Source organism: Planococcus beijingensis (assembly GCF_016820615.1).
GTDB classification, from domain to species: Bacteria; Bacillota; Bacilli; order Bacillales_A; family Planococcaceae; genus Planococcus; species Planococcus notacanthi.
On sequence record NZ_JADHDZ010000005.1, the window covers coordinates 79,792 to 102,777 of the forward strand.

Sequence of the window (22,986 nt, forward strand, 5' to 3'; positions counted from 1 at the left end):
TAAATAAAAAATTATTTTATACAGGAGGAACTCATCTTATGAAACGTATCTTTTCACTTATTGCACCTGTCGCTATGGTCGGCGTGCTGGCAGCTTGTGGTTCACCTGAAGCTGGCGACGACTCATCTTCTGTCACTATCGGCTATTTCCCTAACCTGGACCACGTTCCTGCAATGGTTGCAAAAGACCAGGAAATGTATGAAAAGAACCTGGAAGACGGCACAGCTGTCGAATATGTAACTTTCGCTGATGGAGCCGACTTTATGACAGCACTGAAAACCGGAGATATTGATGCCGGCCTTGTTGGACCTGGCCCCGCGATGAACAACTACACGAACGGTGCAGACGTTACCATGATTGCTGGCGGCGCTTCAGGCGGTACCGTAGTCATGGCCAGAAATGGCAGCGGCGTTGAGTCTGTTGAAGATTTCGCAGGCAAGACGTTCATTACGCCACGCGTCGGCTGCACACACGATGTGCAATTTGAAACTTTCATGAAAGAGCATGGCATCACTTCTAACCGGATCGGCGGAGAAATGCTACACCAAACTGGCAACCCGGCTCAGTATGAAGCGATGTTCGCTACTGAAAAAGTCGATGTTGCCGTTGCTCCTGAACCTTGGGCTTCTGTACTGAAGCAAAAAACTGGCGCTAAAGTGATTATTGAGCCGGATGAAATTTCATTCGGAACGACCTTGCCGGCTTCCGTTTTGGTGACTTCAAGCAAACTGATTGAGGAAAATCCTGAAATGGTGCAAGGCATTGTTGATGCACATAAAGAAGCGACAGAATTTATCGCACAAAATCCGGATCAGGCAAAAGAGATCACGATCAACACAATCGATGACATCACCGGCCAAAAGCTCGAAGCCTCTATCATTGACGGTGCATGGGAAAACATGATTTTTGATACTGCTCTTGCACCTGAAGAAATTCAAGCATTCGGCGATTCATCGTTCGACTTGAAGTTCCTGAAAGAGCAACCGGATTTCGCTTTATTGACGGATACACAATTCCTTGATTAAAACTTCAATTAGCAGCAGAAATTTTTTCTGCTGCTTTTTTGTATCCTTTTAACAAAAAACTCCTTTTTGAGCTCTTCCTGAAGGTTTTCTAAGTTGGTTTTGCTACACTAGAAGATGGAAATGATTTGTGAAAAAAGGAGCTGTCTATATGCAAAACTTAACAGGAAAAAATGCGTTGATTACAGGAGCTGGGAGAGGGATTGGAAGAGCAACCGCGATTGCTTTTGCTGCAGAAGGAATCAACGTCGGACTTGTGGGACGCACTGCAAGCAATTTGGAGAAAGTTGCAGCAGAGCTGGAGCAGTACGGTGTGAAAACTGTATTTGCTGTTGCTGATGTAGCTGACCCTGAAGCGGTCAATGCAGCAGTCGAGCATATTGCAAGCGAGCTGGGATCAATTGACATTCTAATCAACAATGCCGGGATCGGCAAATTCGGCAAATTCCTGGAACTGTCGGCTGAAGAATTCAAAGGGATTATCGATACCAACTTGATGGGTGTCTACTATGTGACACGTGCCGTCCTGCCGCAAATGATCGAGCGCCAATCAGGGGATATCATCAATATTTCATCAACAGCCGGACAAAAAGGAGCGCCGGTGACAAGTGCTTATAGTGCATCGAAATTCGGTGTCATGGGATTGACGGAATCATTGATGCTGGAAGTCAGAAAACACAATATCCGTGTCAGTGCTTTAACCCCGAGTACCGTTGCCACTGACTTGGCAGTTGAAGCAAATCTGACCGATGGCAACCCCGACAAAGTTATTCAGCCGGAAGATCTCGCTGAAATGATGGTTGCTCAATTGAAGCTGCATCCCCGTGTTTTATTGAAATCGGCTGGACTTTGGTCGACCAACCCTTAAAACCTAAATCCTATAAAAGAGACTGTCCCAAATGTCATTTATAATTGACAAAAGGACAGCCTCTTTTTTTGTATAATATCCATGCCGTTTCATTCGCTTCAGCAGACTCGCGATAAACCGGCTGGGACTGCCGCCTGAATTTTTTTCATTTCAAGTATCCACCTGTGCCGTCTTTTTCATAGACCAAACAACAACCGGAATCAAGAGAAGCGCAAGAAACCCGCCGCCCAAAGACATCACTGCGTAGCTTGACTGGGCCATGACCATTCCCGAAAACCCGCCGCCTGCAGCGCCTGCTAAAGCAACCAGCACATCAACGGTTCCTTGTGTTTTGGCGCGCGTAGATGGATGGGTTGAATCGACAATAAGCGTAGTGCCGCTGATCAATCCGAAATTCCAACCCAGTCCCAACAACGCAAGCGCAACAATCAGAACGGCTAAAGAATCAGCCGGCGCCAATGCGGCTACAACTCCAGCTGCCATAAATGTCACACCAGCTGCTGTTGCCATGACTACCCTTCCTAATTTGTCGACAAGGATTCCCGTGACGATGGATGGCAGATACATCGCAGCAATATGGATGCTGATGACCAGCCCAACGGCTCCCAAATCGTGGCCATGATGCCCCATATGGATCGGCGTCATAGTCATAATGGCAAACATGATCAATTGCGTCAGCACCATAACTGTAGCTCCCAGATACACGCCTTTCTTATTGATGGTTGAATCTACAGGTTCCATATCCGCTTTACTCTCTTGGCGAACTTGCCGATGCTCCTGGATTGCCAGTGACACCAGCAACGGATCCGGCCGCAAGAAAATCAGCAGAACAATCCCAGCCAGAAGATAGGCAATCGCCGCCAAAATAAAAGGTCCGGCTAGAGCCGGAATGCCGATGGATTCGGCAAAACGACCCATCACTCCCACCAAATTAGGGCCGGCAAATGCACCAAACGTTGTCGACACTAAGGCAATGCTGATAGCTGTACCGCGCTGTTTGGCACTCGCCAAATCTGTCCCTGCATAGCGCGCCTGCAAATTAGCGGCTGTTCCGGCACCATAAATCAGCAAAGCGGCAAACAGCAACCAGACATTAGTTGAGAGGGCTGCCAAAATTACTCCAATTGCACCGATTCCGCCAGCTAAAAATCCGGAAGCCAAACCGGTTCTTCGGCTGAAACGTTGGGATACTCTGCCGATCATGAGCGCCGCTGCAGCCGATCCCAGCGTAAACAGTGCCACCGGCAACCCTGCAAAGCGATCCGTCCCCAGCATATCCTGCGCAAGAAGTGCGCCCACTGTCACCCCAGCTGCCAGGCCGGCTCCTCCAAAAATCTGCGACAGCACAACAATCCATAAAGTTCGCCGATACAGCTCCTTGATTTTTTCCGGAGATTCGATATAGCCCTGCAGCATCTGTTGATTGGTTTTCCTGTTCATGTTTCCCCTCGTTTCTATGCCGATTTTCTTGAAGGATTTTGTCATTAAAGCCTTGCATCTAAAAAAATCCGTTTCTCTTCTCAGTATAACGGTTTCCTTAATGTCCATCATTGCCTTTCCAAAATAAAAAAAGGACCTTTGCAGGTCCCTCTTGACTTTCCATTCTATTGCGCTTGTCTTTTAAGCTAGCGGCTGTTCTTCTATATCTATCGGGCGCAGCCATTTCCTCATCTTTTGGCGTTGCCGCTTTTCTCTCGGCATCGCTTTTTTAGCACGCTTTAATAACGATTCCATCTCTGCTTCCGCATGCAGATTTTCTGGCCAGCAATACTCGGTTAAGAAATAATACAGAAACTGGATAGCTTCGATATGCTCTTCTTGATTGTACGGTGCCAGCATATTCAAATTACCGATCATCCGTGCTGCTTCCTCTTGGTCTTTGAGCTGTTCCAAATCTGGTCTGTATTTATAATAAAATTTCTTCATATCTCCATAAAGACTATTCAACTCTTCAAGTTTCACTGGCGACATTTCATCTGCATACAAGTCATCCATCTGTTCTTCCTCCTTTTCAGCTGCGCGAGAGTTTTTGTTGATTCTTTTTATTCTGTATTTATTAAAAAATACCCTTCTTTTGTCCTAATAAACAAAGATCCTTAGAAATTTTCTATATAATATAAAATGAATAGACTGAAATGGAGTTGTAAGCTAATGGCGACTATACAAAAAAAGAAGTCTCGCCTCTTCTTTGCCTGGCTATGGTTCTTGGCGCCGGTCATCATTCTTCTTGTTGTCGGTGGCTGGATGTTAAAGCCTGAATCCGAAGAAGCAAAAAACTTAACAGCTAGACTGCAGACAACCGTTATTGAAGAGCTTGGAGAAAAGAGCAATATGGATAAAGAACGCATTGCAAAGATTACAGTTTCTCGGGTGTCAGCGGGTTGGAATGCAGAGATCACCTTAAATGCGGATAAAGGATTCACCATGGTTTCAACCAAACAGTCTATGTGGCAACAGGCGATCGCCATCCTGAAGCCTTTATCGGAACTTCAAGAACTGAATGATATCTCCATTTCCTGGGTTTACCCAGTTGTCGGCCCAAACGACAGAGTAACTGACCAAAGCGTCATGTCCTTCAGACTGGACAGGACCACACGCAATCAATTGATTTGGGAGAATGTCGAGCCCTCTCTCCTGCCTGATATAGCATTTGACTACAAGGAAAATTCCGTTTTGAATGAATGACAGCAATCAAAAAGGTGAACCGGATTATTCCCGGTTCACCTTTTCCATCCTGCACGATTATTCACAAGCTACAAATCCCGCGACCAGAGCCATCATCTCTGTATTTTCGATGGTCCGAAAATCCAGACATACCCGATCATCTTGAATACGGGTTATGATGGCCGGCTTGGCCCGCCTTAAGCGAGCCGCTAATTGTTCGGAACTTAAAGAGTGATGTTTCACTGCTGCCACATAGGTGGGGATTTCCACTCCTGGCATTGTGCCGCCGCCTATTTGGGAAGTGCTTGCCTTGAGCTCACTATGATACTTCGAAGACTGTGACTGCAACATATCCACAAATGACTGTGCCTGCACTTGAATAGCTGCCGCCGGGCGGATTATGTCCCGGACCGTGGGCAGTTCATTGATTTTTTCAGGATCGCCCAAATACTGTTTCAAGGTTTCTTCCAATGCCGCCAACGTCATTTTATCGACACGCAGGACACGTGCTAATTGATGCTTTTTCAATCGGTCGATCCATTCCTTTTTACCGGCAATCAACCCTGCCTGTGGACCGCCCAACAGCTTGTCGCCACTGAAGGAAACCAGGTCTGCACCGCTTTCGATCACTTCACGGACAACCGGTTCATCTCCGATTCCGTGCTTTTTAAAGTCATATAGCGCGCCACTGCCTAAGTCTTCATAGAAAATGACGTCATGATGATCTTTCGCCAATGCGGCTAATTGAGACGTTTCCACAGTTTCTGTGAAACCGATCATCTTGAAATTGCTGGTATGGACTTTCATGATCATGGCGGTTTCTTCATTTACCGCCTGCTCGTAATCATAGAGATGGGTCTTGTTGGTCGTTCCGACTTCAACAAGCCGGGCGCCGCTTTCTTCCATAATAGAAGAGACACGGAAAGAACCGCCGATCTCCACCAATTGGCCGCGTGAGACAATAACTTCCTGCCCTTTAGCCAACGCGCTTAAAATCAGAAACACAGCTGCTGCATTGTTATTTACGACCATTGCGGCTTCGGCACCGGTCGCTTCCACTAATAAATCTTCAATGATGTCATGGCGCGATCCGCGCTTTCCTTCCATTAAACGATATTCCAGGTTCGAATAATTTTCCGCTGTTTTTACAACATGGGCAATAGACGCAGCACTTAAACGGGAACGCCCCAAATTAGTGTGCAGAACCGTACCCGTCGCATTGATCACCCGTGCCAAACGGTCTTTCTGCCAATCACCGATACGTTCTTCAACCGATTTGAAAAGCTGTCCGGCAAAATCATGAACTTCTTCTTTAACCAACGCATCTTCCGCCAGCAAACTCTGCCGCAGTTTGCCTATTTCTTTTTGCAGGAATTCAGTCAGCTGCACATCGCTCAGCTGGAACAGCATTTTCAATTCTTTAAAGCGAGGATCTTTCTGTAATTCATGGATCGCCGGAAGCTGCCGCAAATACTGTTTCATCACTTCTCCTCCATCCAGTAACGCTGGTCATCTGCCCGTCTCGTATAGTTTTGCTCATCCAGCAATTCCAAAAACGGGATCATGTATTTTCTAGATAAATTAAGGATATCCTTTGCCTGCTTCAAATCAAATGAAGATCCCGTGTTTTCTTTCAACAGCTGAAACGCTTCTTGAAATGCAGTCCGGTGAATCAACGTATCTTCCTTTAATCGATAAGCTTGAGAAGTTTCAAGAACATAAGCTGTCAACTCAGAGATTTCCTTTTTCGGCAACGGTGATCCAAGGAAATACTCTTCCCATTTCTTTGCTTGGAAACCGTCCTTCTCTAACGCCTCAATTATTTGCTCCATCCGTGCACGCCATTTTTTCGGAAGATGCGGACCGAAATATGCAATTGCTACAAACTGACCAGTTCGCTTGATTTCCTGTTGTTCAACCAATAAGTTCAAACTGTATTCAAGAAGCGGCTTTGGGAAGGCTGCACTCGCTGACTGTATCATCTCAGCTTTGCCCATGCCGGTGCGCATCGGGAATTCTTCATGAAATTCCCGCAGACTTTCCAGGAATTCATCTTTTATTTTAATGAAGGTTTTGCTTAAGCCATAGCCTTGTCGCGGAATTTCCATCCACAACCCTGAAGCCACTCCTTCTGCTAAGATAGCTTTCAAAACGCCGGCATCCAGTGAAGTCTGTTGCATCAGTTGCTGTTCATCAAGCAGCTGATAGTTGTTGAGTGCATCCGCCACCAAATCCTGCGGGGTCCCTTGTTGATGTTGGCGAAGCATTTCAGTGGTTTCTGTACCAAAACGGTACCTGCCGCCATTTGGCTGGATTACCCAGCCGCCTCCAATCGTTTCCATTGGACTTGGCCGGCGCAAAATAAACCGGTCGCCCCGGCGGACCACGATTTTTTCATCCAAGCGAATTTGGCACAGCACTTCATCCGGTGTCTGTTCCAGTTGCTTGCGATCGAAAAAGATAACCTTTCCCATCACTTCGGATGTGCCGATATGAAGCCGAACAGCCGTCCGTTGCTTTAAGGGTGCAAACTTTCGGCCAATCACCCGCAATGCAACATCGAGAGTGTCCGTCACCAGGAAATGCTCGGAATCCACCAATACATCCCCCCGCTTTACAGCTGTCCGATCGATGCCGCCAAGATTGATGGCTGTCCGCTGCCCTGCCCGTGCCTGTTCGCGTTCTTCATGATGGACTTGAATTTGCCTCGCTTTCACAGGGATTTCCCCCGGCAAAATCAGCAGTTGCGCCGCTTTCCGGACCACTCCTTCATACACGGTCCCTCTGACTACTGTCCCTTGTCCTTGAACCGAAAACACCTGATCAATCGGCAATCGGAAAGAACCATAAGCATCACGATATTCGGTTGTATTCAATTCTACCAGTATCGTTTGCTTTAATTCCTCGATTCCTGTACCTGAAAGGCTATCAAGCGCGACATATGGCGCTCCGTGAAACACAGTCCCCGCCAACCGCTCTTTAATATCATCCATCACCAATTCGAGCATCACTTCATCAACCCGATCGATTTTTGAAATGGCCACAATGCAGCGTTTCACTCCCAGAAACTGCAGAATTTCCAGATGTTCTTCAGTCTGCGGCATGATGCCTTCGTCCGCAGCCACCACCAAAATCACCAAATCAATTCCAGCAACGCCCGCAATCATCTGGCGGATAAACCGCTCATGACCCGGCACATCCACAATCGACGCGAAGACACCGTTTTCCAATTGCAAAGGCGCATAGCCCAATTCAATGGAAATGCCCCGTTCTTTCTCTTCTTTTAATCGGTCAGTATCGACATTCGTCAAAGCTTTCGTCAAACTTGTTTTGCCATGATCGATATGTCCAGCCATGCCGATGGTAAAATACCGTTCTTCCATTCTCTTCACACGCCTTCTCTTATTGCTTCTCCCTTTACTTTAGTCTTCACTAAAGGCGGTTTCAAGCCTGAGCCTCCTATCCATATGCATATTCAAGCACCTATCTTGCACAGAACTTTTTTTCAGTATAAACTTGTACAAGTCCGTCACTACTATATGGGGTTGGATGGGTGACTGGTGTCTTCCTGGGTCTTCAAAACCCTGAGGGGCCTGCGTGCCAGGCTCGGTGGGTTCGATTCCCACACAATCCCGCCAAATACATACTGAAATGCTGAAGCGCCCGTGTAGATTCGACGGGCATAAGACGCACTGGCGAAGCGGTGTTTTTTCAGCCGCNGCCCGTGTAGATTCGACGGGCATAAGACGCACTGGCGAAGCGGTGTTTTTTCAGCCGCCCAGCCAGAGTGGCTTATAACCCTAGAATCTGGGCGACGAAGCTGGACATACTGAAATGCTGAAGCGCCCGTGTAGATTCGACGGGCATAAGACGCACTGGCGAAGCGGCGTTTTTTCAGCCGCATAGCCACCAAAAGATTGCCTCTTAGGCAGTCTTTTTTTCTTGATGAAAGACAAGTTAAGTGACAAGCCACAAAGGCTTACGGATAATCTAATAGACCAGAAGTGTTTATAACTTCTAATCACGGAATAAAAGGATGAAGAAAATGAAAATTGTTTTAGCTTCACCGAATTACCCGCAGCTGCGCGGCAACACAATAACAGTACAACGAATCGCAGATAATCTAAAAAAACTGGGTGTAGATACGGAAATTGTCTCGACAACAGACGACAATACCATTCATTCGTTTCCGCCAGCTGATATCGTTCATGGATTTCATGCTTATAATTTCTATAAATTTCTGCAAAAGCTGGAGCGAATGCCCGACCATTACATCGTCACAATTACAGGCACTGATTTGAACCATGACCTTTTTGATCCCGAAAGACGGCAGGATGTCTTCGCCTCTTTAAGCGGAGCGGAAGCCATTCATGTATTCGATGAAAAAGCCAAAAATCTGCTATTGAAAGAAGTTCCGGGATTGGCTGATAAAGTGTTTATTATGCCCCAAGGCAATCTCCCTGCTCCCGGAGGAACTTCTCCTGTTAAAAAAGAACCGGACAGTTTTTTGTTTTTCTTGCCTGCAGGCATTCGGAAAGTCAAAAACATACCTGCTGCAATTTCAATGCTCCATGATTTGCATTTGCGTTACCCACAGCTTCGGCTCTGGCTTGTCGGACCCGTTTTGGAAGAAGAAGAAGGACAACGGGTATTGAATCTTGTTAACCGCCATCAAGACTGGATTTGCTATTTGGGTCAAGTGCCGCACAAAGACATGGCAGCTATTTACCAACAAGCAGACGTGGTCTTGAACACTTCGCTGTCTGAAGGGCAACCTGCAACGATACTTGAAGCGATGGGATATGCTCTACCTGTGCTTGCTTCGGACATTCCCGGCAACAGGAGCATCATTTCTGATGGGAAAACAGGGCTTATATATAAAACTCGAAACGAATTCCTTGATTATGCAGAAAAGCTCATGAATAATAACAAAATAAGGGAAAGTGTTGGCCATGCTGCGGAAGCTTATGTGAGAAAACATCATTCAAGTGAACGCGAAGCTGAAACTTTGCTGGAAATTTACAAGCGCATTGTAAAATAATTTTTTTTACACTGTATAATAGAATAGGAAATTGAAAAGGAGAGATTGACATGGTTGAAAAAGATACTGTAAAACTGACTTCTTTATCTACAAAAGGCGGTTGAGGCTGCAAAATTGGTCCTGAGGACCTGGCGCAGGTTCTGCGTCACTTACCGAAAAATGTAGATGATCCCAACCTTTTGGTCGGCCTGGAAACAGCTGACGATGCAGGCGTTTATAAAATCAATGATGAAACAGCATTAGTACAGACTTTGGATTTCTTTACCCCGATTGTGGACGATGCCTATATGTTCGGCCAAATTGGTGCAGCCAATGCCTTAAGCGATGTTTATGCGATGGGTGGCAAGCCGCTGACTGTCATGAATATTGTCGCTTTCCCAATCAACACATTGGATAAAAGCATTTTAGCTGATATCCTGGCTGGTGCTTCTGACAAGGTCAAGGAATCAGGCGCCACTTTGGTCGGCGGCCATTCAATCGATGATCAGGAACCGAAATTCGGACTTTCCGTAACCGGCACAATCCACCCCGACCGGATCCGTTCCAACGCCGGTGCAAAACCGGGAGACCGGCTGATTTTGACCAAACCGATTGGTGTTGGCATCTTAACGACTGCCATCAAACAGGGTATTTTGGAAAAAGAGGATTTGGATGAAGTCATGAATGTCATGGCCACATTGAATAAAACCGCAGCAGAAGTGATGGAAAAATACACCGTCAATGCCTGTACGGACGTGACCGGATTTGGCTTGCTTGGCCATACGATGGAAATCGCCAAAGGCGGCAATGTCGGCGTAACCGTGACAAACCAGGATGTCCCTGTCCTGAAGCGTGCAAAAGAGCTCGCCGAACAAAATGTCATTCCAGGCGGCACGAGAAAAAACCGTCAATGGCTTGCAGATGACATCGATTATGCCGATAACATCAGTGAAATCGATCAATTGATCTTATGTGATGCTGTCACTTCTGGAGGACTGCTGATATCAGTCCCTGAATCAGAAGCCGAGGCTTTGCAGCAGGAGCTGTTGGAAAACCACGTCCAATCAGCCATTATCGGCAATGTAAGCAGTGACAATGCCGGACGGATCCAAGTAGTTTAAGATCACCGGCTGTTCAAAAGAATGAAAAGCTTAAAATTAAGCTTTGTGCAAGGACTCTGCAGGAGTCCTTGTTTTGATATATGCTCTATACCCAAAACGATAAAGAGGTGCTTGTATTGAAAAAATGGATTTTAACCGTTTCTATACTTTTGCTGGCCTTGTTCCTGTCAGCCTGCGGAAACGATTCAGCTGAAGAAGAAAGTTCAACAACAGGCGACACCCAGGAACCCTTCACTATCGGTGTAATTCCAGCCCAAACAGAAGGTGAAATGCAGACGGCAATGGATAAACTGCAAACTATCCTTGCTGAAGAATTGGATCGCGAAGTCGAAATTGAAGTATATCCCGACTACAATGGCGTCGTTGAATCCATGAATTACGATCAAATTGATATGGCTTACCTTGGTCCGTTAACCTATGTAATCGCTGAAGCAAACAGCAACGCCAAAGCCATCATTACCCAATTGGTTGATGGCGAACCTTTCTACAATGCCTATATCATCACTCATACAGACAATCCAGTTGCTTCTTTAGACGAGTTATTGGAAAATCCCGGTGAAGTGCAGTTCGCTTTCGGCGATCCAAATTCAACTTCCGGTTCCTTGATTCCATCTATTGAACTGCAGGACCGCGGTGTCTATGAGTCTGAGCAGGAAAATGAATTTGAAACTGTCCGTTTTACCGGATCACACGATGCAACGGCATTGGCTGTTCAAAACAAACAAGTTGATGCAGGTGCTATCGACAGCGCCATCTACAATCAATTATTGGAATCAGGTAAAATCGATGAAGACCAATTAAAAATCATCTGGGAGTCTGAGCCTTTGTTCCAATACCCATGGGCTGTGCTTGAAAGCACTGATGATGAAACTGTCGCAAAACTGCGGGAAGCATTTTTGGCGATAGAAGATCCCGAAATCCTTGATGCATTCGGCGCAACCGGTTTTACGGAAGCTGACAATGCAGATTACGAAAGCATCAAACAAGCCGCGATAAAGCAAGGAATCATTGAAGAATAGAGTTGATTAGCTTGTGGTTTAAGAAAAGCAATTTTATTACAGTATTAATCGTTCTGGTGCTGATTTATTTCAGCATGAGGATTACGGAGTTCGACCTCACTAAGTTCAAGGATTTCCGCAACATGATCGACTTCCTGGCCCAATGGTGGCCGATGGATTTTTCCAAGTTGCCGGGTATGCTGGAAGATACATTCGAAACTTTGGCAATGGCCTTTCTGGGAAGTGTCTTCGGTTTATTGATCGCTTTGCCGATCAGCTTCCTTGCGGCACGCAATACCGCGCCTTCAAAGGCCCTTTTCCAATTTACACGTGTCACACTCAGCTTTGTACGTTCCATCCCTGAAATTGTATTCGGCTTGATTTTGCTGACAACACTCGGTCTCGGACCATTTCCCGCTGTCATCGCCATTATGTTCCATAATATCGGCGTTTTTGGGAAGCTTGTTTCCGAGTTGATCGAAGCCGCCGATCCGGGTCCACAGGAAGCGATGCGTGCAGTCGGCGCCAAAAACTGGCTGGCCAACCTGTTCAGCATCCTTCCACAAATTTGGCCGAATGTGCTGTCCCAGTTTTTCTATCGTTTTGAAGTCGCCATCCGCACCTCGCTTATTTTAGGGTTTATCGGCGGCGGCGGTATTGGCCAGCGCTTGTTCAATGACTTTAAAACGTTTCAATACTCTTCCGTATCGCTGGATGTCTTGATCATTATGATCATGGTTATTGCCATCGACTTTTTGGCCAGCACCATTCGAAATCGCGTCATTTAAAGGAGTGGCTATATGATTCAAGTGAAAAATTTAACTGTACGTTACCCAAATATGAAAACCGAAGCACTTGCTGATGTCAGCCTGTCTCTCGAAAAAGGCGATTTTGTCTGTGTACTAGGCAAAAGTGGTGCAGGAAAGTCAACATTCATCCGTTGCTTGAACGGCCTCCAAAAGCCCACTGGCGGGGAAATCCATTTTGATGGGCAAGACATTTCTTTTCATAACGAAGAACAGCTGCGCAAAGTACGCCGCCAGACCGGGATGATCTTTCAACATTTCAGCCTGATTCCCCGCTTAAGCGTCATGCAAAATGTCCTGACCGGCATGTTCGGCTACCGTTCTTCTTTCAAAAACCTGATTGGTTGGTTCACAGCTGAGGAGTTGGCTTTAGCTAAAAAAGTCATTGAAGATGTCGGCTTGTCGGAAATGGCATATCGGAAAGTCGAGCAGCTGAGCGGCGGACAAAAGCAGCGCGTGGGCATTGCCCGCGCTCTGGCACAACAGCCCAAAGTTCTGCTTGGAGATGAACCGGTCGCAAGCTTGGACCCCGGCACTTCCAATCATATCTTCACGCTGCTGACGGAAATGCATGAGCGTTTGAACCTGCTGACCATCATCAATGTTCATGACATTGAATTGGCGAAACGCTATGCTACCCGCATCCTGGCGTTAAAAGACGGCAAGTTGATCTTCGACGGGCCACCTGAAAAATTCTCTGATTCCCAATACCGGGAAACTTATACATCCGAACCGCAAACGGCTTATTTCGATGCTGGAATTTGACAGCAAAAGGAGATGATCTTCGTGATTAAAAGTCCATGAGCAGTTGACCAATCCAGGGTCGTGTACGACTCTACTCACCCGCAAATCGTAACGCTCAATCAAGACGGCAGCAACAAGTCTGTGGTCCTCAGTTTTGACGATGGCCCAAGCAAAGTGCTGCCGCAGATTTTAGACATCCTGAAACAGGAAGCCGTGCCTGCCCTGTTCTTTTGGCAGTCTCGCCTGTTATATCCGGCAAGGCCATGGCAACGGCTGCTGGACGAGGGACATGTTGTCGGCACACATTCCATGAAACACCGCAATTTGGTGCAGCTGTCCTACGAGGAACAATACCTGGATCTCAAGAACAGCGTAACCCATATTGAAAGCATCACCGGCACACCGGTTAATTATTTCCGTCCGCCCTATGGACGTTTTGATTCCAATACCTTAAAAGCAGCAAAGGCATTAGGCTTAACAACCGTCTTGTGGCGAATTGCCTCGATGGATTGGGAACTGAAAGACAATCCCGATCAAATCATTCGCTATGTGGCAGAAAACCTGGAGGATGGCGCCATCATTCTCTTGCATGAATTAGAGCAAACCGTAGCTATCCTGCCTCAACTGATCCAAGCCATCAAAAAACAGGGCTACAGCTTCTCTTTGCTTCATGAATAGTAAAAAACAGCGCCGATTTCCGGCGCTGTTTTTTTATTGACACTCGTTTTAATTGTCGTCTTGAGTAGAAGGCGGTGGCCAGGCACCGATCAAACGGCGGGCAAAGACCACCTGTCCACCATGGTAGCTATTGTGATTGATGAGAACCATCAACAAATCTGCAGGCGTTCTTTTTCTTCCCCCGATTCCTTCTTCCAATGAATCTTTGGAAGCTTGCTGCGTCGCTCTTCCCAAGCTTTTCAAAAATCGGGTTACCGCGTCTGTATATTCTTTTTCGTTTGAAGGAGACGGAGAACTGGGCCATGATTTTAAATCTTCAGGACTTTCCGTTTTTTCTTCATTCAACTCCACCAATATAAAATCCTGCCAGTAATTCATATGAAACAACAGTTCCCAGACAGAATGGGGACTGCCTTCCGGTTTTTCGCCAGCCTGTTCCCAACTCAAACTATCAAACAGCATGTCCGTCTGATAATGTGCATACTTTCCTTGCAGCCCGTTCTGTAAATAACGATTGATCATCCAACATTCCTCCTTCGCATATTATTAATAAAGATTCAACGAAAAAGTCTAAATCCCTTTCAAAAGCGTTGAACCCTATTCAGTTAGGCCGAGAACTGTTTTTTTGCTAAATGTGATAAACAAGCCAGCGGGAGAACTATGGATAGACCAGATAGCTCTACTAACAAAATTTCTTAGACAGATACCAATCATTCTCCGTGCTCGTGCAACGTGACACTTTCAATGTAATTGATGAAGCGTCTCAATTCTTTGGATTGCTCTCTTGTGATGTCGCCTGCAGCATACATCTGATAAATCTCTGAGCGGCCCATGTCCATGACAATGACCCGCAATTCTTCTTTCTGCAACTCGTATTTCTCATCATACAAAGCTTCCGGCTTTTTCAAACGGCTGATCATCTGCTTGTAATCAGAGATGACTGCATCCATAATTTTTTTAGGTTTGTATTTTCCTGCTGTTTTTTCAAGCCCTTGCAACGCTGCCTGCAATGCGTGCAACTGAATTTCGCGCCCTTCCTGGAATTCAACCAAACGCGTCTCTTCTTCTTTGAGATTCTGTCCTCTAAAGCGTCGCCATGCCCGAATCAGCTTACCTTGCAAATACAAGAACGTTGAACGCGTAGTATCAGCAATCACTTCTTCCCGGCGGTCCAAAGAACTTTCAAAGGCTTCGTACACTTCACCAGTCAGCTCTTTTTTGCGATGGAGCTCCTGAATGTATTTTCGTTCAAGCTTCAATGCCTGTAGGCGGACTTCCCGCATTTTCCGTTGATACTTTTTATTCGCTTGCTCTGCGGCATCTTCTTCGGGCTGAATCTGCTGGAACCGCAATTTGTATTCATCCATCAATTCGTAAGCGGCGGCTTCATTTTCTTCTGTTATTTCAGATTTGATTTTTTTGATCGAATCAAGCAAAATGCGGCGCCGTGCTTCCTCCAAATCCATTTTCAATTCTTCTTTCCCGTCGGACAGCTGCCCCTTGCTCAGCAGCGGCAGCAGAATCGTCGCAACGATCAACGTGAATAAAATCGTCCCTGCAGCTAAAAAGAGAATGAGTGAACGATTGGGGAAGGCCTCTCCGGTATCCAATAGAAAAGGCAATGACAAGACCCCGACCATCGTTACTGTTCCGCGTACTCCCGTTAAACTGACGTATAACGTTAATTTCAAACTGGGTTTAGCGGCTTCTTCCATTTTACCGAAGCGGTATTCATAAACGGAAAACAGATAAGCCCAAATAAAACGGATTCCAAGAATCATCAAACCGATAGCAACCACATATGAAAAAATCAGCCATAAGCTGGAATTCGGATTTTCCAGAACACCACTCATTGAGGTGGGGATATTCAAGCCAAGCAACAGGAACACAATACCGTTCAAAACAAAGAGAATGATTGTCCAAATATTCTCAGTCGCCACTTGTTCTTCGGCTATAAAGGTTTCAGTCTGCTCCCTAACCAAGGAATGCACGATTCCCGCAACCACCACGGCGATGACACCGGAAGCATGGAGAATATCTTCTGTGACAATGAAAATCAAAAACGGAGTCATGATCTGCAAGAGGGTATGAAACGTCACATCATTGATGCCTTGCTTGCGCAGAACCAAACGGATTCCGATAATCAGCAATCCGAGTAGGAGACCCAACAACCCGCCAGCAAAAAATTTATAAGAAAAGTCCAAGACAGCTTCCGACAACGAAAAATACCCTGTGACAACAGCCGTCACCGCATAGTTAAATGCCACAAGACCTGAGGCGTCATTAATCAGTGACTCGCCTCTCACCAGACTCAGCACTTTCTGCGGAATCCGAATTCGCTGTGCAATGCCGTTCACTGCCACCGGATCTGTAGGCGACAGGATAGCCGCTAAGGCAAATGCAGCAGCAAGCGGAATCTCATCAATCAGCCAGTGAATAAAATAACCGCCGACGATAGTTGTCAGCAACACCAAAATAATGGCATTGCCTAAGATAGGGCCTTTCATTTGCCAGAGTTCTTCCCGCGGAAAATGGCGGCCGTCATTAAATAACAACGGTGCGATAAACAGCAGCAAAAACCATTCCGTTTCGATTTCAAAGGAAATGTCCTGATAAACCAAAACCAAAATAATTCCAAGAGCCACTTGGATTAATGCCGTAGGGATAAAAGGAATATAATGGCTCACGACATTTGAAATAAGCAGACAAATCAGCAAAAGAAAGATGGTAAGCAATAAGTCCATAACTGTTCTCCATTCTGCTCTAATTTTGAGCCTTCTCAATATGAGTAGTTTATGTATACCCAAAATCTGTTGCTGCATACGCAGATTCGGAGTATTTCGTTCAGAGTTTTGATCTTGTAGCCCTTTGTTTCCGTTAAACTATTTTCTTCAAATCAAAGATCTTGTTATGTGAATTCGGGTATAGGTAGTTAAAATACTCAGGAGGTGCTTCGATGTTCTATCTGAGCCTGGCGTTTATTATCGGTTTCATGATAATTCATATCTTTACGAATTACATTAAGTTCCTGGATCGCAAACCGAAAAACAGGTTAATGTCTTTTGTATCCGGCGGCTCGATTGCTTACGTCTTCCTGCACCTGGTCCCTGAGTTGACCCATTATCAAGAAGTAGCCGAAGAGGCTCATTTGCCGACTTGGTTGGAAAACCTTGATTATGTGACTTACCTTGCGACTCTTGCCGGCATCGCTTTTTTCTACGGGATCAGTCAATTGAATGACAAATCCCAAGAAAAAAACAAAAGACAAAAAGACCTCACACGACCGAGCAAACCGGTTTTCGCATTGGATATTCTTTCGTTCTCCCTTTATACGTGCTGATCGGCTATCTGCTTATTGATTTGAGCGGCGATAAGCTCATCGATTACTTCATTTACTTTATTGTTTTTTCCTTTCATTTTATCGCCAATAATCGGGTCCTGCATTTGACCCATGAAGAACTTTATACCCGAATTGGCCGCTGGACCCTTGCTTTGTCCGTATTAGCTGGATGGGTACTTTATAATTTCACGGAAACTACCGAGTTGAATATTGCGTTTTTCTCTGCCTTCCTTACTGGAGGCGTCATTTTGAATATCTTAAACGATGAACTTCCAGTCGAGAAAAACAGCAGCTATCCTTCATTCGTCGCTGGCCTAGTTATTATCACTGTATTATTGCAAGTCATCCTGTAAGGGATGGCTTTTCGGTTTGAATGTTTACTTTTCACCTTAAAGTGGTACAAAAGATATATGTATTAATCTGAAAAATCTGATATTAATAAAAGAGTAACATCAGGACCGTCAGACAAATTGTCGGAATGGGGGAATTTCAGATGAAGATTATTGTAGCAGGCGGAGACGGATTTTGCGGATGGCCCACTGCTTTGTATTTATCTCAAAAAGGACACGACATATCAATTGTGGATAGTAAGGTGAGAAGGCATATTGATGAAGAATTAGGATCCAATTCACTCACACCGATTGCCGCCCTCGAAGAACGGGTAGCTAAATGGAAGGATTTAACCGGAAAAGAAATACGTACATATGAAGGCGATCTGCAGGATTTTGATTTCTTGAAGATGGTCCTTGAAAAAGAGCAGCCCGAAGCATTTGTCCATTATGCGGAGCAGCGGTCTGCACCGTACTCGATGATTGACAGGAAACACGCGATTTATACCCAGGTCAACAATGTGGTCGGAACACTCAATGTGCTTTACGGGATAAAAGACATTGTACCGAATTGCCATTTGATCAAGCTGGGGACCATGGGTGAATACGGGACACCGAATATTCCGATTGAAGAAGGTTATTTGGATATCGAGCACAAAGGCCGAAAAGACCGGTTGCCTTTCCCAAAGCAACCAGGTTCCTACTATCACTTGTCCAAAGTCCATGACAGCCACAATATCATGTTCGCCTGTCGTATTTGGGGAATTCGTGCAACTGATTTGAACCAAGGGGTCGTATACGGGCTATCTACAAACGAAACCAGTTTGGACCCGATTCTTGCCAACCGCCTCGATTACGATTCTGTATTCGGTACTGCGCTGAACCGCTTTATCATTCAGGCTGCCATTGGCCATGACCTGACTGTCTACGGAAAAGGCGGACAGACACGCGGCTTTTTGAATATCGAAGACACCGTGCGCTGCATTGAAATTGCAGCCGAAAACCCAGCTGACGTCGGGGAGTTCCGTGTTTTCAATCAGTTTACAGAAGAATTCTCGGTTATGGAACTGGCTCAGATGGTCAAAAAAGCAGCCGAAAAAGTAGGATTGTCCGTGAACATTTCTCACCTGGAAAATCCTCGGGTTGAAAAGGAAGAGCATTTCTATGAAGCTGCTAATACGAGCTTGCTAGATCTGGGATTAAAACCGCATCTATTGACTGAGGATGTTATTGGAAGTATTTTAAAGACCGCTATTGATCATAAAGATCGTGTCATCAAAGAAAACGTCCTGCCGACTGTTACCTGGAAGTAAGTAGTCGTCGCCGAACCGAATATTTCCGGAGGGAGCTGTTTCTATGAAGATCATGATCGTCACCGAAACTTTTCTGCCTTCTACGGACGGAATCGTTACGCGATTGACAGCCTGTATCCGTTGGCTTCACCGTGATGGCCACGAAGTCCAAATCGTTGCACCAGATTTGGGTGTTCGTGAATTTGACGGGGCTTTCATAAAAGGAGTCCCTGCTTTTGCATTCCCATTTTATCGTTCCAAAAAATTCGCTTTTCCCAATCCTGTAGTCAAAAAATATATGGCAGCGTTTAATCCGGATATCGTTCACGTCGTCAATCCTGCAGTTGTCGGTTATTCCGGAGTCACTTACGCGAAAAAACTGGACATTCCATTGATTGCTTCCTACCATACCCATATCCCTCAGTATATGTCCTATTACAAATTGGGCAAATTAGATTGGCTGATGTGGTGGTTTATGAAAAAGATGCACAATCAGGCTGACCTCAATTTATGTACTTCTCACACTGTTTTGGAGGAGTTGAATCAAAAGGGCTTTGAACGGATGCAGGTCTGGAAGCGCGGCGTTGATACCCAACAATTCCATCCAAAGCATTCCAGTACAGCTATGCGTAACAGGTTATCGGGGGGACAACCAGATAAAATCCTCCTTCTCTACGTTGGCCGCCTGGCAGCTGAAAAAGAAATCGAAAAAATCCGGGATGTCTTAACTGCATCAAGCCAGTTTTGTATGGCACTTGTCGGAGATGGCCCGCACCGAAAGCAACTCGAAAAACATTTTGCTGGTACAGCCACCGTATTTACCGGCTTTATTCATGGACAGGAACTGGCTTCAGCCTTTGCTTCATCTGATGCGTTCATCTTCCCTTCCACTACCGAAACCTTGGGGCTGGTCATCATGGAAGCAATGGCTTCGGGTCTTCCGGTAGTGGCAGCTGAAAGTGGACCTACAAAAGAACAAGTTACCCATCGGAGAAACGGACTGCTCTACAATTCAAAAGATCCCGACAGTTTCAAGAAAACCGTTCGCCTATTGGAAAATAGCTCCTTTCGAAAACAGCTGGCACAACAAGCTGTGGCTGATGTGTCAGAGTTAGGCTGGGCTGCCGCTGCAGAACAAATTCGGGATTTGTACAGACAGGTAGCCGATGCGAAGACCGCAAACTCCTTGGAAGCAACAGAATAGGAAACCCGGAATTCCGGCAGAACTGAGGGGCCTTATGGAAAAAAACGAAAAACCCCGAACTCCTATCCAAACTATGCAGTTTACGATTATCGGCTTATCGAATGCAGCTGTGGATATCGGTTCGCTCAATTTGTTATTGCTGTTGCACCCGACGAATCAAAATCTCACTTTGACGACTTTCAATACCATCGCCTATTGCTTAGCAGTAAGTAATAGTTACCTCTGGAACTCCATGATCACCTTTCGCCATACCGCTCGAGGAAACTCTAAGCAACGGTTTGGCTTTTTCCTGCAAGCCCTGTTCAGCCTGTTGATTAATAACGGCGTTTTCCTGTTGTTCAATTTCCTTTTCCAATTCATTGGCATGCCAGCATGGATTCGCCATAATTCAGCAAAAGCTGTGGCAATGTTCGCTTCCTTTACAGCCAGTTTCTTTATGATGAAGTACTTTGTTTTTAAAGAACAGCCAAAGCGAAACAGCCGTTTCTAAGTATATATACGCCAAACGCCTGTCGATACCAGATAGGCGTTTTATGAAATTTCCAAAGATCTTTTCATATCCCCCACATTATGGATCACAAAAAAATAAAGGCAAAAAATATTCCATTCGATGCCTATGGTTAAAACGCCAATTCCGTAGTATTCTAAATTAAAGACTATTTGATTAAATATTATTATTGGAAAAGATATACAGATGGAATTTATTTGACTTTTACTCAGGGACATTCCGCTCGCCATCTTACTAACTTCAAGGAGTGAAACCAGTGAATGCCCGCAAAAAATCCATTTTCTCATCCGTTATTACTGCCCTGTTTCTTTTAACTGGATGTACCACAGAGCAGACTTCCGTTGCTGATGAAAACCAGGAGCTTGTTTTTGAAACACGCAAGCTTCCGATTGCCACTTCCCCTTCGGAAGTGGGCTTGACTGCGTCTGCCACATTGTCAGCAGTCGGAGATATACTCATACACGAACGCGTCTATAAAGATGCCTTAACTGAAGAAGGCTATGATTTCAATCCTATGCTCGAAACAGTGAAACCTTTCATGGAACAAGCGGATATTACCGTCGCCAATTCGGAAAGCATAATTGGAGGAAGCGAAATCGGCCTCTCCACCTATCCTGCTTTCAACAGCCCTTACGAAGTGGGAGATGCTTTAAAGCAGGCAGGCGTTGATGTCGTGACTCTCGCCAATAACCATACACTCGATCGTGGAGTTCCAGCCATTGAAAATGCTGTACGTTATTGGGACCAAATCGGAATGGTCCATGCTGGCTCTTATTTATCCGCTGATGACCGCTCGGAAATCGCTTTGATGACACGAAATGATATCACGTTTTCTTTCTTATCCTATACCTATGGAACGAATGGAATCGAGACACCCGCTGGCAGGGACTATTTAGTTAACCGGATTGATCCGGCTATCATTCAGCAGGATTTGAAGCGTGCACGAGAGAAATCAGATGTGGTCGTTTTAAATCTTCACTTTGGAGTAGAATATCAAAAAATGCCTAATGCCGAACAGATTGAACTGGCACAGTTTGCCGCTGAAAATGGAGCCGATATTATACTCGGGCATCATCCTCACGTGCTGCAGCCCCCTGAATGGATTGACACTGCAGATGGACGCAAAGTGTTCGTGATTTATTCTCTTGGGAATTTCCTGTCTGGCCAAGATGAACCGGACCGTCAAATCGGCGCGATTCTCCATCTTGATATTGAAAAAAAAGTGACGGCTGATTCGACTGCCATCACCATTCAGAATCCAGCTTTTACACCAACATTTGTCCGAAGCTCAAACGAAAAAGGCTATCACGTGGATTTATTGAAAAACGTTGATCCCGCTTTAAACACAGCTACCAAAAATCATCTCTCCACTTGGATCAACGATCTTCGGTTCATTGAGTAAACGCATCGAGCTGCTGGCTCGATGCGTTTTTTATAAATAGGAATAGGGTTTGAACGCCTCGATAGTTCGGGTATCTGATATTATCTTCAAAAAGGTGGGATGGTTATGCGAATATCCTGTATGGGAAGTCTGCTCATTTCGATTATTCTTTCGATTATCCTGACGATTCTATTGAATCTGTTGTTTTTCTAGATAAAGTCAGTATGCCCGCTATCAAAAGATGATGGCGGGCATTTTTTGTTTACCCTCTCCGAATTTCGTCCACCAGCTCCTGAAGCCCTTCTTGAAAAATATGATCATTTCCGGAGATTTTTTTGATGGTCGCGCTTGGCAGGTTTTCCATATATTTTTCCAAGTGTTTAAAAGGGACGGTTTCATCTCCGATGCTGTGGAAAAGAACAACATCCGGCAACAGTGAATTTCGGGAAACAAAATCTTCTGCTAAAGTAAACTCTTCTAGTTTCCATTCTTCGTCAATCCCCCAAAATGGCGCAGCAACGGAAATGAGCTTTGCAAATGACTTGCCCAACTCTTCTTCCGATAAAAACTTCAATAAAGCCGACCCACCGATGGAATGCCCCACCAAAACGGCTCCATCATCCAAAGAAGCAATCTCTTCTTTTAATCTCTTCTTCCAATTTTCATACTTTGGGTCTTCCGGGTTTGGCATGGCTGGAGCATGGACTTCATAAGCTGCTCCTAATTCGTTTCGCAAATACTGCACTAAGCCCCAACTCCCCTCCTGCTCACCTTGAGGGCCGGCACTATGGATGAACAAAACCTGCTGCACCATCGCAGCCACCTCCTTATCATTTCTCCTGTCAGTACATCAAACTGCTCACCAAAAAGATAATTTCATTACTTGTTTCTCCGTTATCCGTTTTTTCAAACATACCTTTCTTGAACCATTCCTGATAAAATAGCGATAACAAATGGTACTGGAAATACAGAGTTATAGAAGAAGGATTCGACGAAGCCGCTATAGAATTC

At 45.4% G+C, this 22,986-nt stretch carries 22 protein-coding genes and 1 tRNA gene; 16 read left to right on the forward strand and 7 right to left on the reverse strand.

Annotated features, from left to right (window positions below; genetic code table 11):
* The first annotated feature begins 38 nt into the window (after positions 1-38).
* Positions 39-1,025, forward strand: coding sequence for an ABC transporter substrate-binding protein (locus tag IRE19_RS13490; protein ID WP_191716132.1), 987 nt, complete (start codon positions 39-41; stop codon positions 1,023-1,025).
* 148 nt (positions 1,026-1,173) lie between these two features.
* A complete protein-coding gene (locus IRE19_RS13495; protein ID WP_191716133.1) occupies positions 1,174-1,890 on the forward strand; it encodes a 3-ketoacyl-ACP reductase in 717 nt (238 codons plus the stop codon).
* A gap of 150 nt (positions 1,891-2,040) precedes the next feature.
* Here IRE19_RS13495 and IRE19_RS13500 read toward each other — a convergent pair whose 3' ends face one another.
* Complete coding sequence (locus tag IRE19_RS13500; RefSeq protein WP_203340811.1) at positions 2,041-3,330, reverse strand: MFS transporter; 1,290 nt, start codon at positions 3,328-3,330, stop codon at positions 2,041-2,043.
* Between the two features lie 180 nt (positions 3,331-3,510).
* Entirely contained in the window at positions 3,511-3,885 is a 375-nt protein-coding gene (locus IRE19_RS13505) for a hypothetical protein (protein WP_203340812.1), read from the reverse strand.
* Positions 3,886-4,041: 156 nt separating this feature from the next.
* On the opposite strand from IRE19_RS13505, the gene IRE19_RS13510 reads away from it, so the two are divergent.
* On the forward strand, positions 4,042-4,575 hold the full coding sequence (locus tag IRE19_RS13510) for a hypothetical protein (protein WP_203340813.1): 534 nt from the start codon (positions 4,042-4,044) through the stop codon (positions 4,573-4,575).
* Between the two features lie 57 nt (positions 4,576-4,632).
* Here IRE19_RS13510 and selA read toward each other — a convergent pair whose 3' ends face one another.
* Together selA and selB are read right to left on the reverse strand one after the other, a co-directional pair.
* Complete coding sequence (gene selA, locus IRE19_RS13515; RefSeq protein WP_203340814.1) at positions 4,633-6,036, reverse strand: L-seryl-tRNA(Sec) selenium transferase; 1,404 nt, start codon at positions 6,034-6,036, stop codon at positions 4,633-4,635.
* On the reverse strand, positions 6,036-7,937 hold the full coding sequence (selB, locus tag IRE19_RS13520) for a selenocysteine-specific translation elongation factor (RefSeq protein ID WP_203340921.1): 1,902 nt from the start codon (positions 7,935-7,937) through the stop codon (positions 6,036-6,038). Before selB ends, selA begins: the two co-directional genes overlap by 1 nt.
* Before the next feature lie 158 nt (positions 7,938-8,095).
* On the opposite strand from selB, the gene IRE19_RS13525 reads away from it, so the two are divergent.
* The 7 genes from IRE19_RS13525 (at position 8,096) to IRE19_RS13555 (ending at position 13,921) form a co-directional block, all read left to right on the forward strand.
* Positions 8,096-8,192, forward strand: a tRNA-Sec gene (locus tag IRE19_RS13525).
* Between the two features lie 407 nt (positions 8,193-8,599).
* The gene (locus IRE19_RS13530) at positions 8,600-9,595 is read left to right on the forward strand and encodes a glycosyltransferase (protein WP_203340815.1); all 996 of its coding nucleotides are present in this window, start codon (positions 8,600-8,602) and stop codon (positions 9,593-9,595) included.
* Positions 9,596-9,645: 50 nt separating this feature from the next.
* Positions 9,646-10,695, forward strand: a complete 1,050-nt coding sequence (gene selD, locus IRE19_RS13535) for a selenide, water dikinase SelD (protein ID WP_203340816.1) — start codon at positions 9,646-9,648, stop codon at positions 10,693-10,695.
* 116 nt (positions 10,696-10,811) lie between these two features.
* Positions 10,812-11,714 carry a phosphate/phosphite/phosphonate ABC transporter substrate-binding protein gene (gene phnD / locus IRE19_RS13540; protein ID WP_203340817.1) on the forward strand — a complete coding sequence of 301 codons (903 nt, stop codon included), beginning with the start codon at positions 10,812-10,814 and terminating at the stop codon, positions 11,712-11,714.
* Between the two features lie 11 nt (positions 11,715-11,725).
* Entirely contained in the window at positions 11,726-12,481 is a 756-nt protein-coding gene (gene phnE, locus IRE19_RS13545) for a phosphonate ABC transporter, permease protein PhnE (RefSeq protein WP_191716141.1), read from the forward strand.
* Positions 12,482-12,493: 12 nt separating this feature from the next.
* Positions 12,494-13,264 (forward strand): phosphonate ABC transporter ATP-binding protein, encoded by a 771-nt coding sequence (gene phnC / locus IRE19_RS13550; RefSeq protein WP_203340818.1) that lies wholly within the window; start codon positions 12,494-12,496, stop codon positions 13,262-13,264.
* A 60-nt stretch (positions 13,265-13,324) separates the two neighbouring features.
* Positions 13,325-13,921 carry a polysaccharide deacetylase family protein gene (locus tag IRE19_RS13555; RefSeq protein WP_290215223.1) on the forward strand — a complete coding sequence of 199 codons (597 nt, stop codon included), beginning with the start codon at positions 13,325-13,327 and terminating at the stop codon, positions 13,919-13,921.
* Positions 13,922-13,969: 48 nt separating this feature from the next.
* On the opposite strand, the gene IRE19_RS13560 is transcribed toward IRE19_RS13555, so the two are convergent.
* Positions 13,970-14,443: a DinB family protein gene (locus tag IRE19_RS13560; protein ID WP_203340819.1), complete on the reverse strand. Its 474-nt coding sequence runs from the start codon at positions 14,441-14,443 to the stop codon at positions 13,970-13,972.
* A gap of 188 nt (positions 14,444-14,631) precedes the next feature.
* Positions 14,632-16,665, reverse strand: a complete 2,034-nt coding sequence (locus IRE19_RS13565; protein ID WP_191716144.1) for a Na+/H+ antiporter — start codon at positions 16,663-16,665, stop codon at positions 14,632-14,634.
* Positions 16,666-16,877: 212 nt separating this feature from the next.
* On the opposite strand from IRE19_RS13565, the gene IRE19_RS18440 reads away from it, so the two are divergent.
* From IRE19_RS18440 to IRE19_RS13590, 6 genes are all read left to right on the forward strand, one after another.
* On the forward strand, positions 16,878-17,261 hold the full coding sequence (locus tag IRE19_RS18440; protein ID WP_238943232.1) for a hypothetical protein: 384 nt from the start codon (positions 16,878-16,880) through the stop codon (positions 17,259-17,261).
* Complete coding sequence (locus tag IRE19_RS18445; RefSeq protein WP_238943233.1) at positions 17,255-17,614, forward strand: hypothetical protein; 360 nt, start codon at positions 17,255-17,257, stop codon at positions 17,612-17,614. Before IRE19_RS18440 ends, IRE19_RS18445 begins: the two co-directional genes overlap by 7 nt.
* A 140-nt stretch (positions 17,615-17,754) precedes the next feature.
* Positions 17,755-18,903 carry an NAD-dependent epimerase/dehydratase family protein gene (locus IRE19_RS13575; RefSeq protein WP_203340820.1) on the forward strand — a complete coding sequence of 383 codons (1,149 nt, stop codon included), beginning with the start codon at positions 17,755-17,757 and terminating at the stop codon, positions 18,901-18,903.
* A gap of 43 nt (positions 18,904-18,946) precedes the next feature.
* A complete protein-coding gene (locus IRE19_RS13580) occupies positions 18,947-20,086 on the forward strand; it encodes a glycosyltransferase family 4 protein (protein WP_203340821.1) in 1,140 nt (379 codons plus the stop codon).
* A gap of 34 nt (positions 20,087-20,120) precedes the next feature.
* Positions 20,121-20,576 (forward strand): GtrA family protein, encoded by a 456-nt coding sequence (locus IRE19_RS13585; RefSeq protein WP_203340822.1) that lies wholly within the window; start codon positions 20,121-20,123, stop codon positions 20,574-20,576.
* Between the two features lie 274 nt (positions 20,577-20,850).
* Complete coding sequence (locus tag IRE19_RS13590) at positions 20,851-21,996, forward strand: CapA family protein (protein ID WP_203340823.1); 1,146 nt, start codon at positions 20,851-20,853, stop codon at positions 21,994-21,996.
* Positions 21,997-22,237: 241 nt separating this feature from the next.
* Here the strand turns inward: IRE19_RS13590 and IRE19_RS13595 are convergent, their stop codons facing one another.
* Complete coding sequence (locus IRE19_RS13595) at positions 22,238-22,789, reverse strand: alpha/beta fold hydrolase (RefSeq protein ID WP_203340824.1); 552 nt, start codon at positions 22,787-22,789, stop codon at positions 22,238-22,240.
* Positions 22,790-22,986 lie beyond the last annotated feature (197 nt).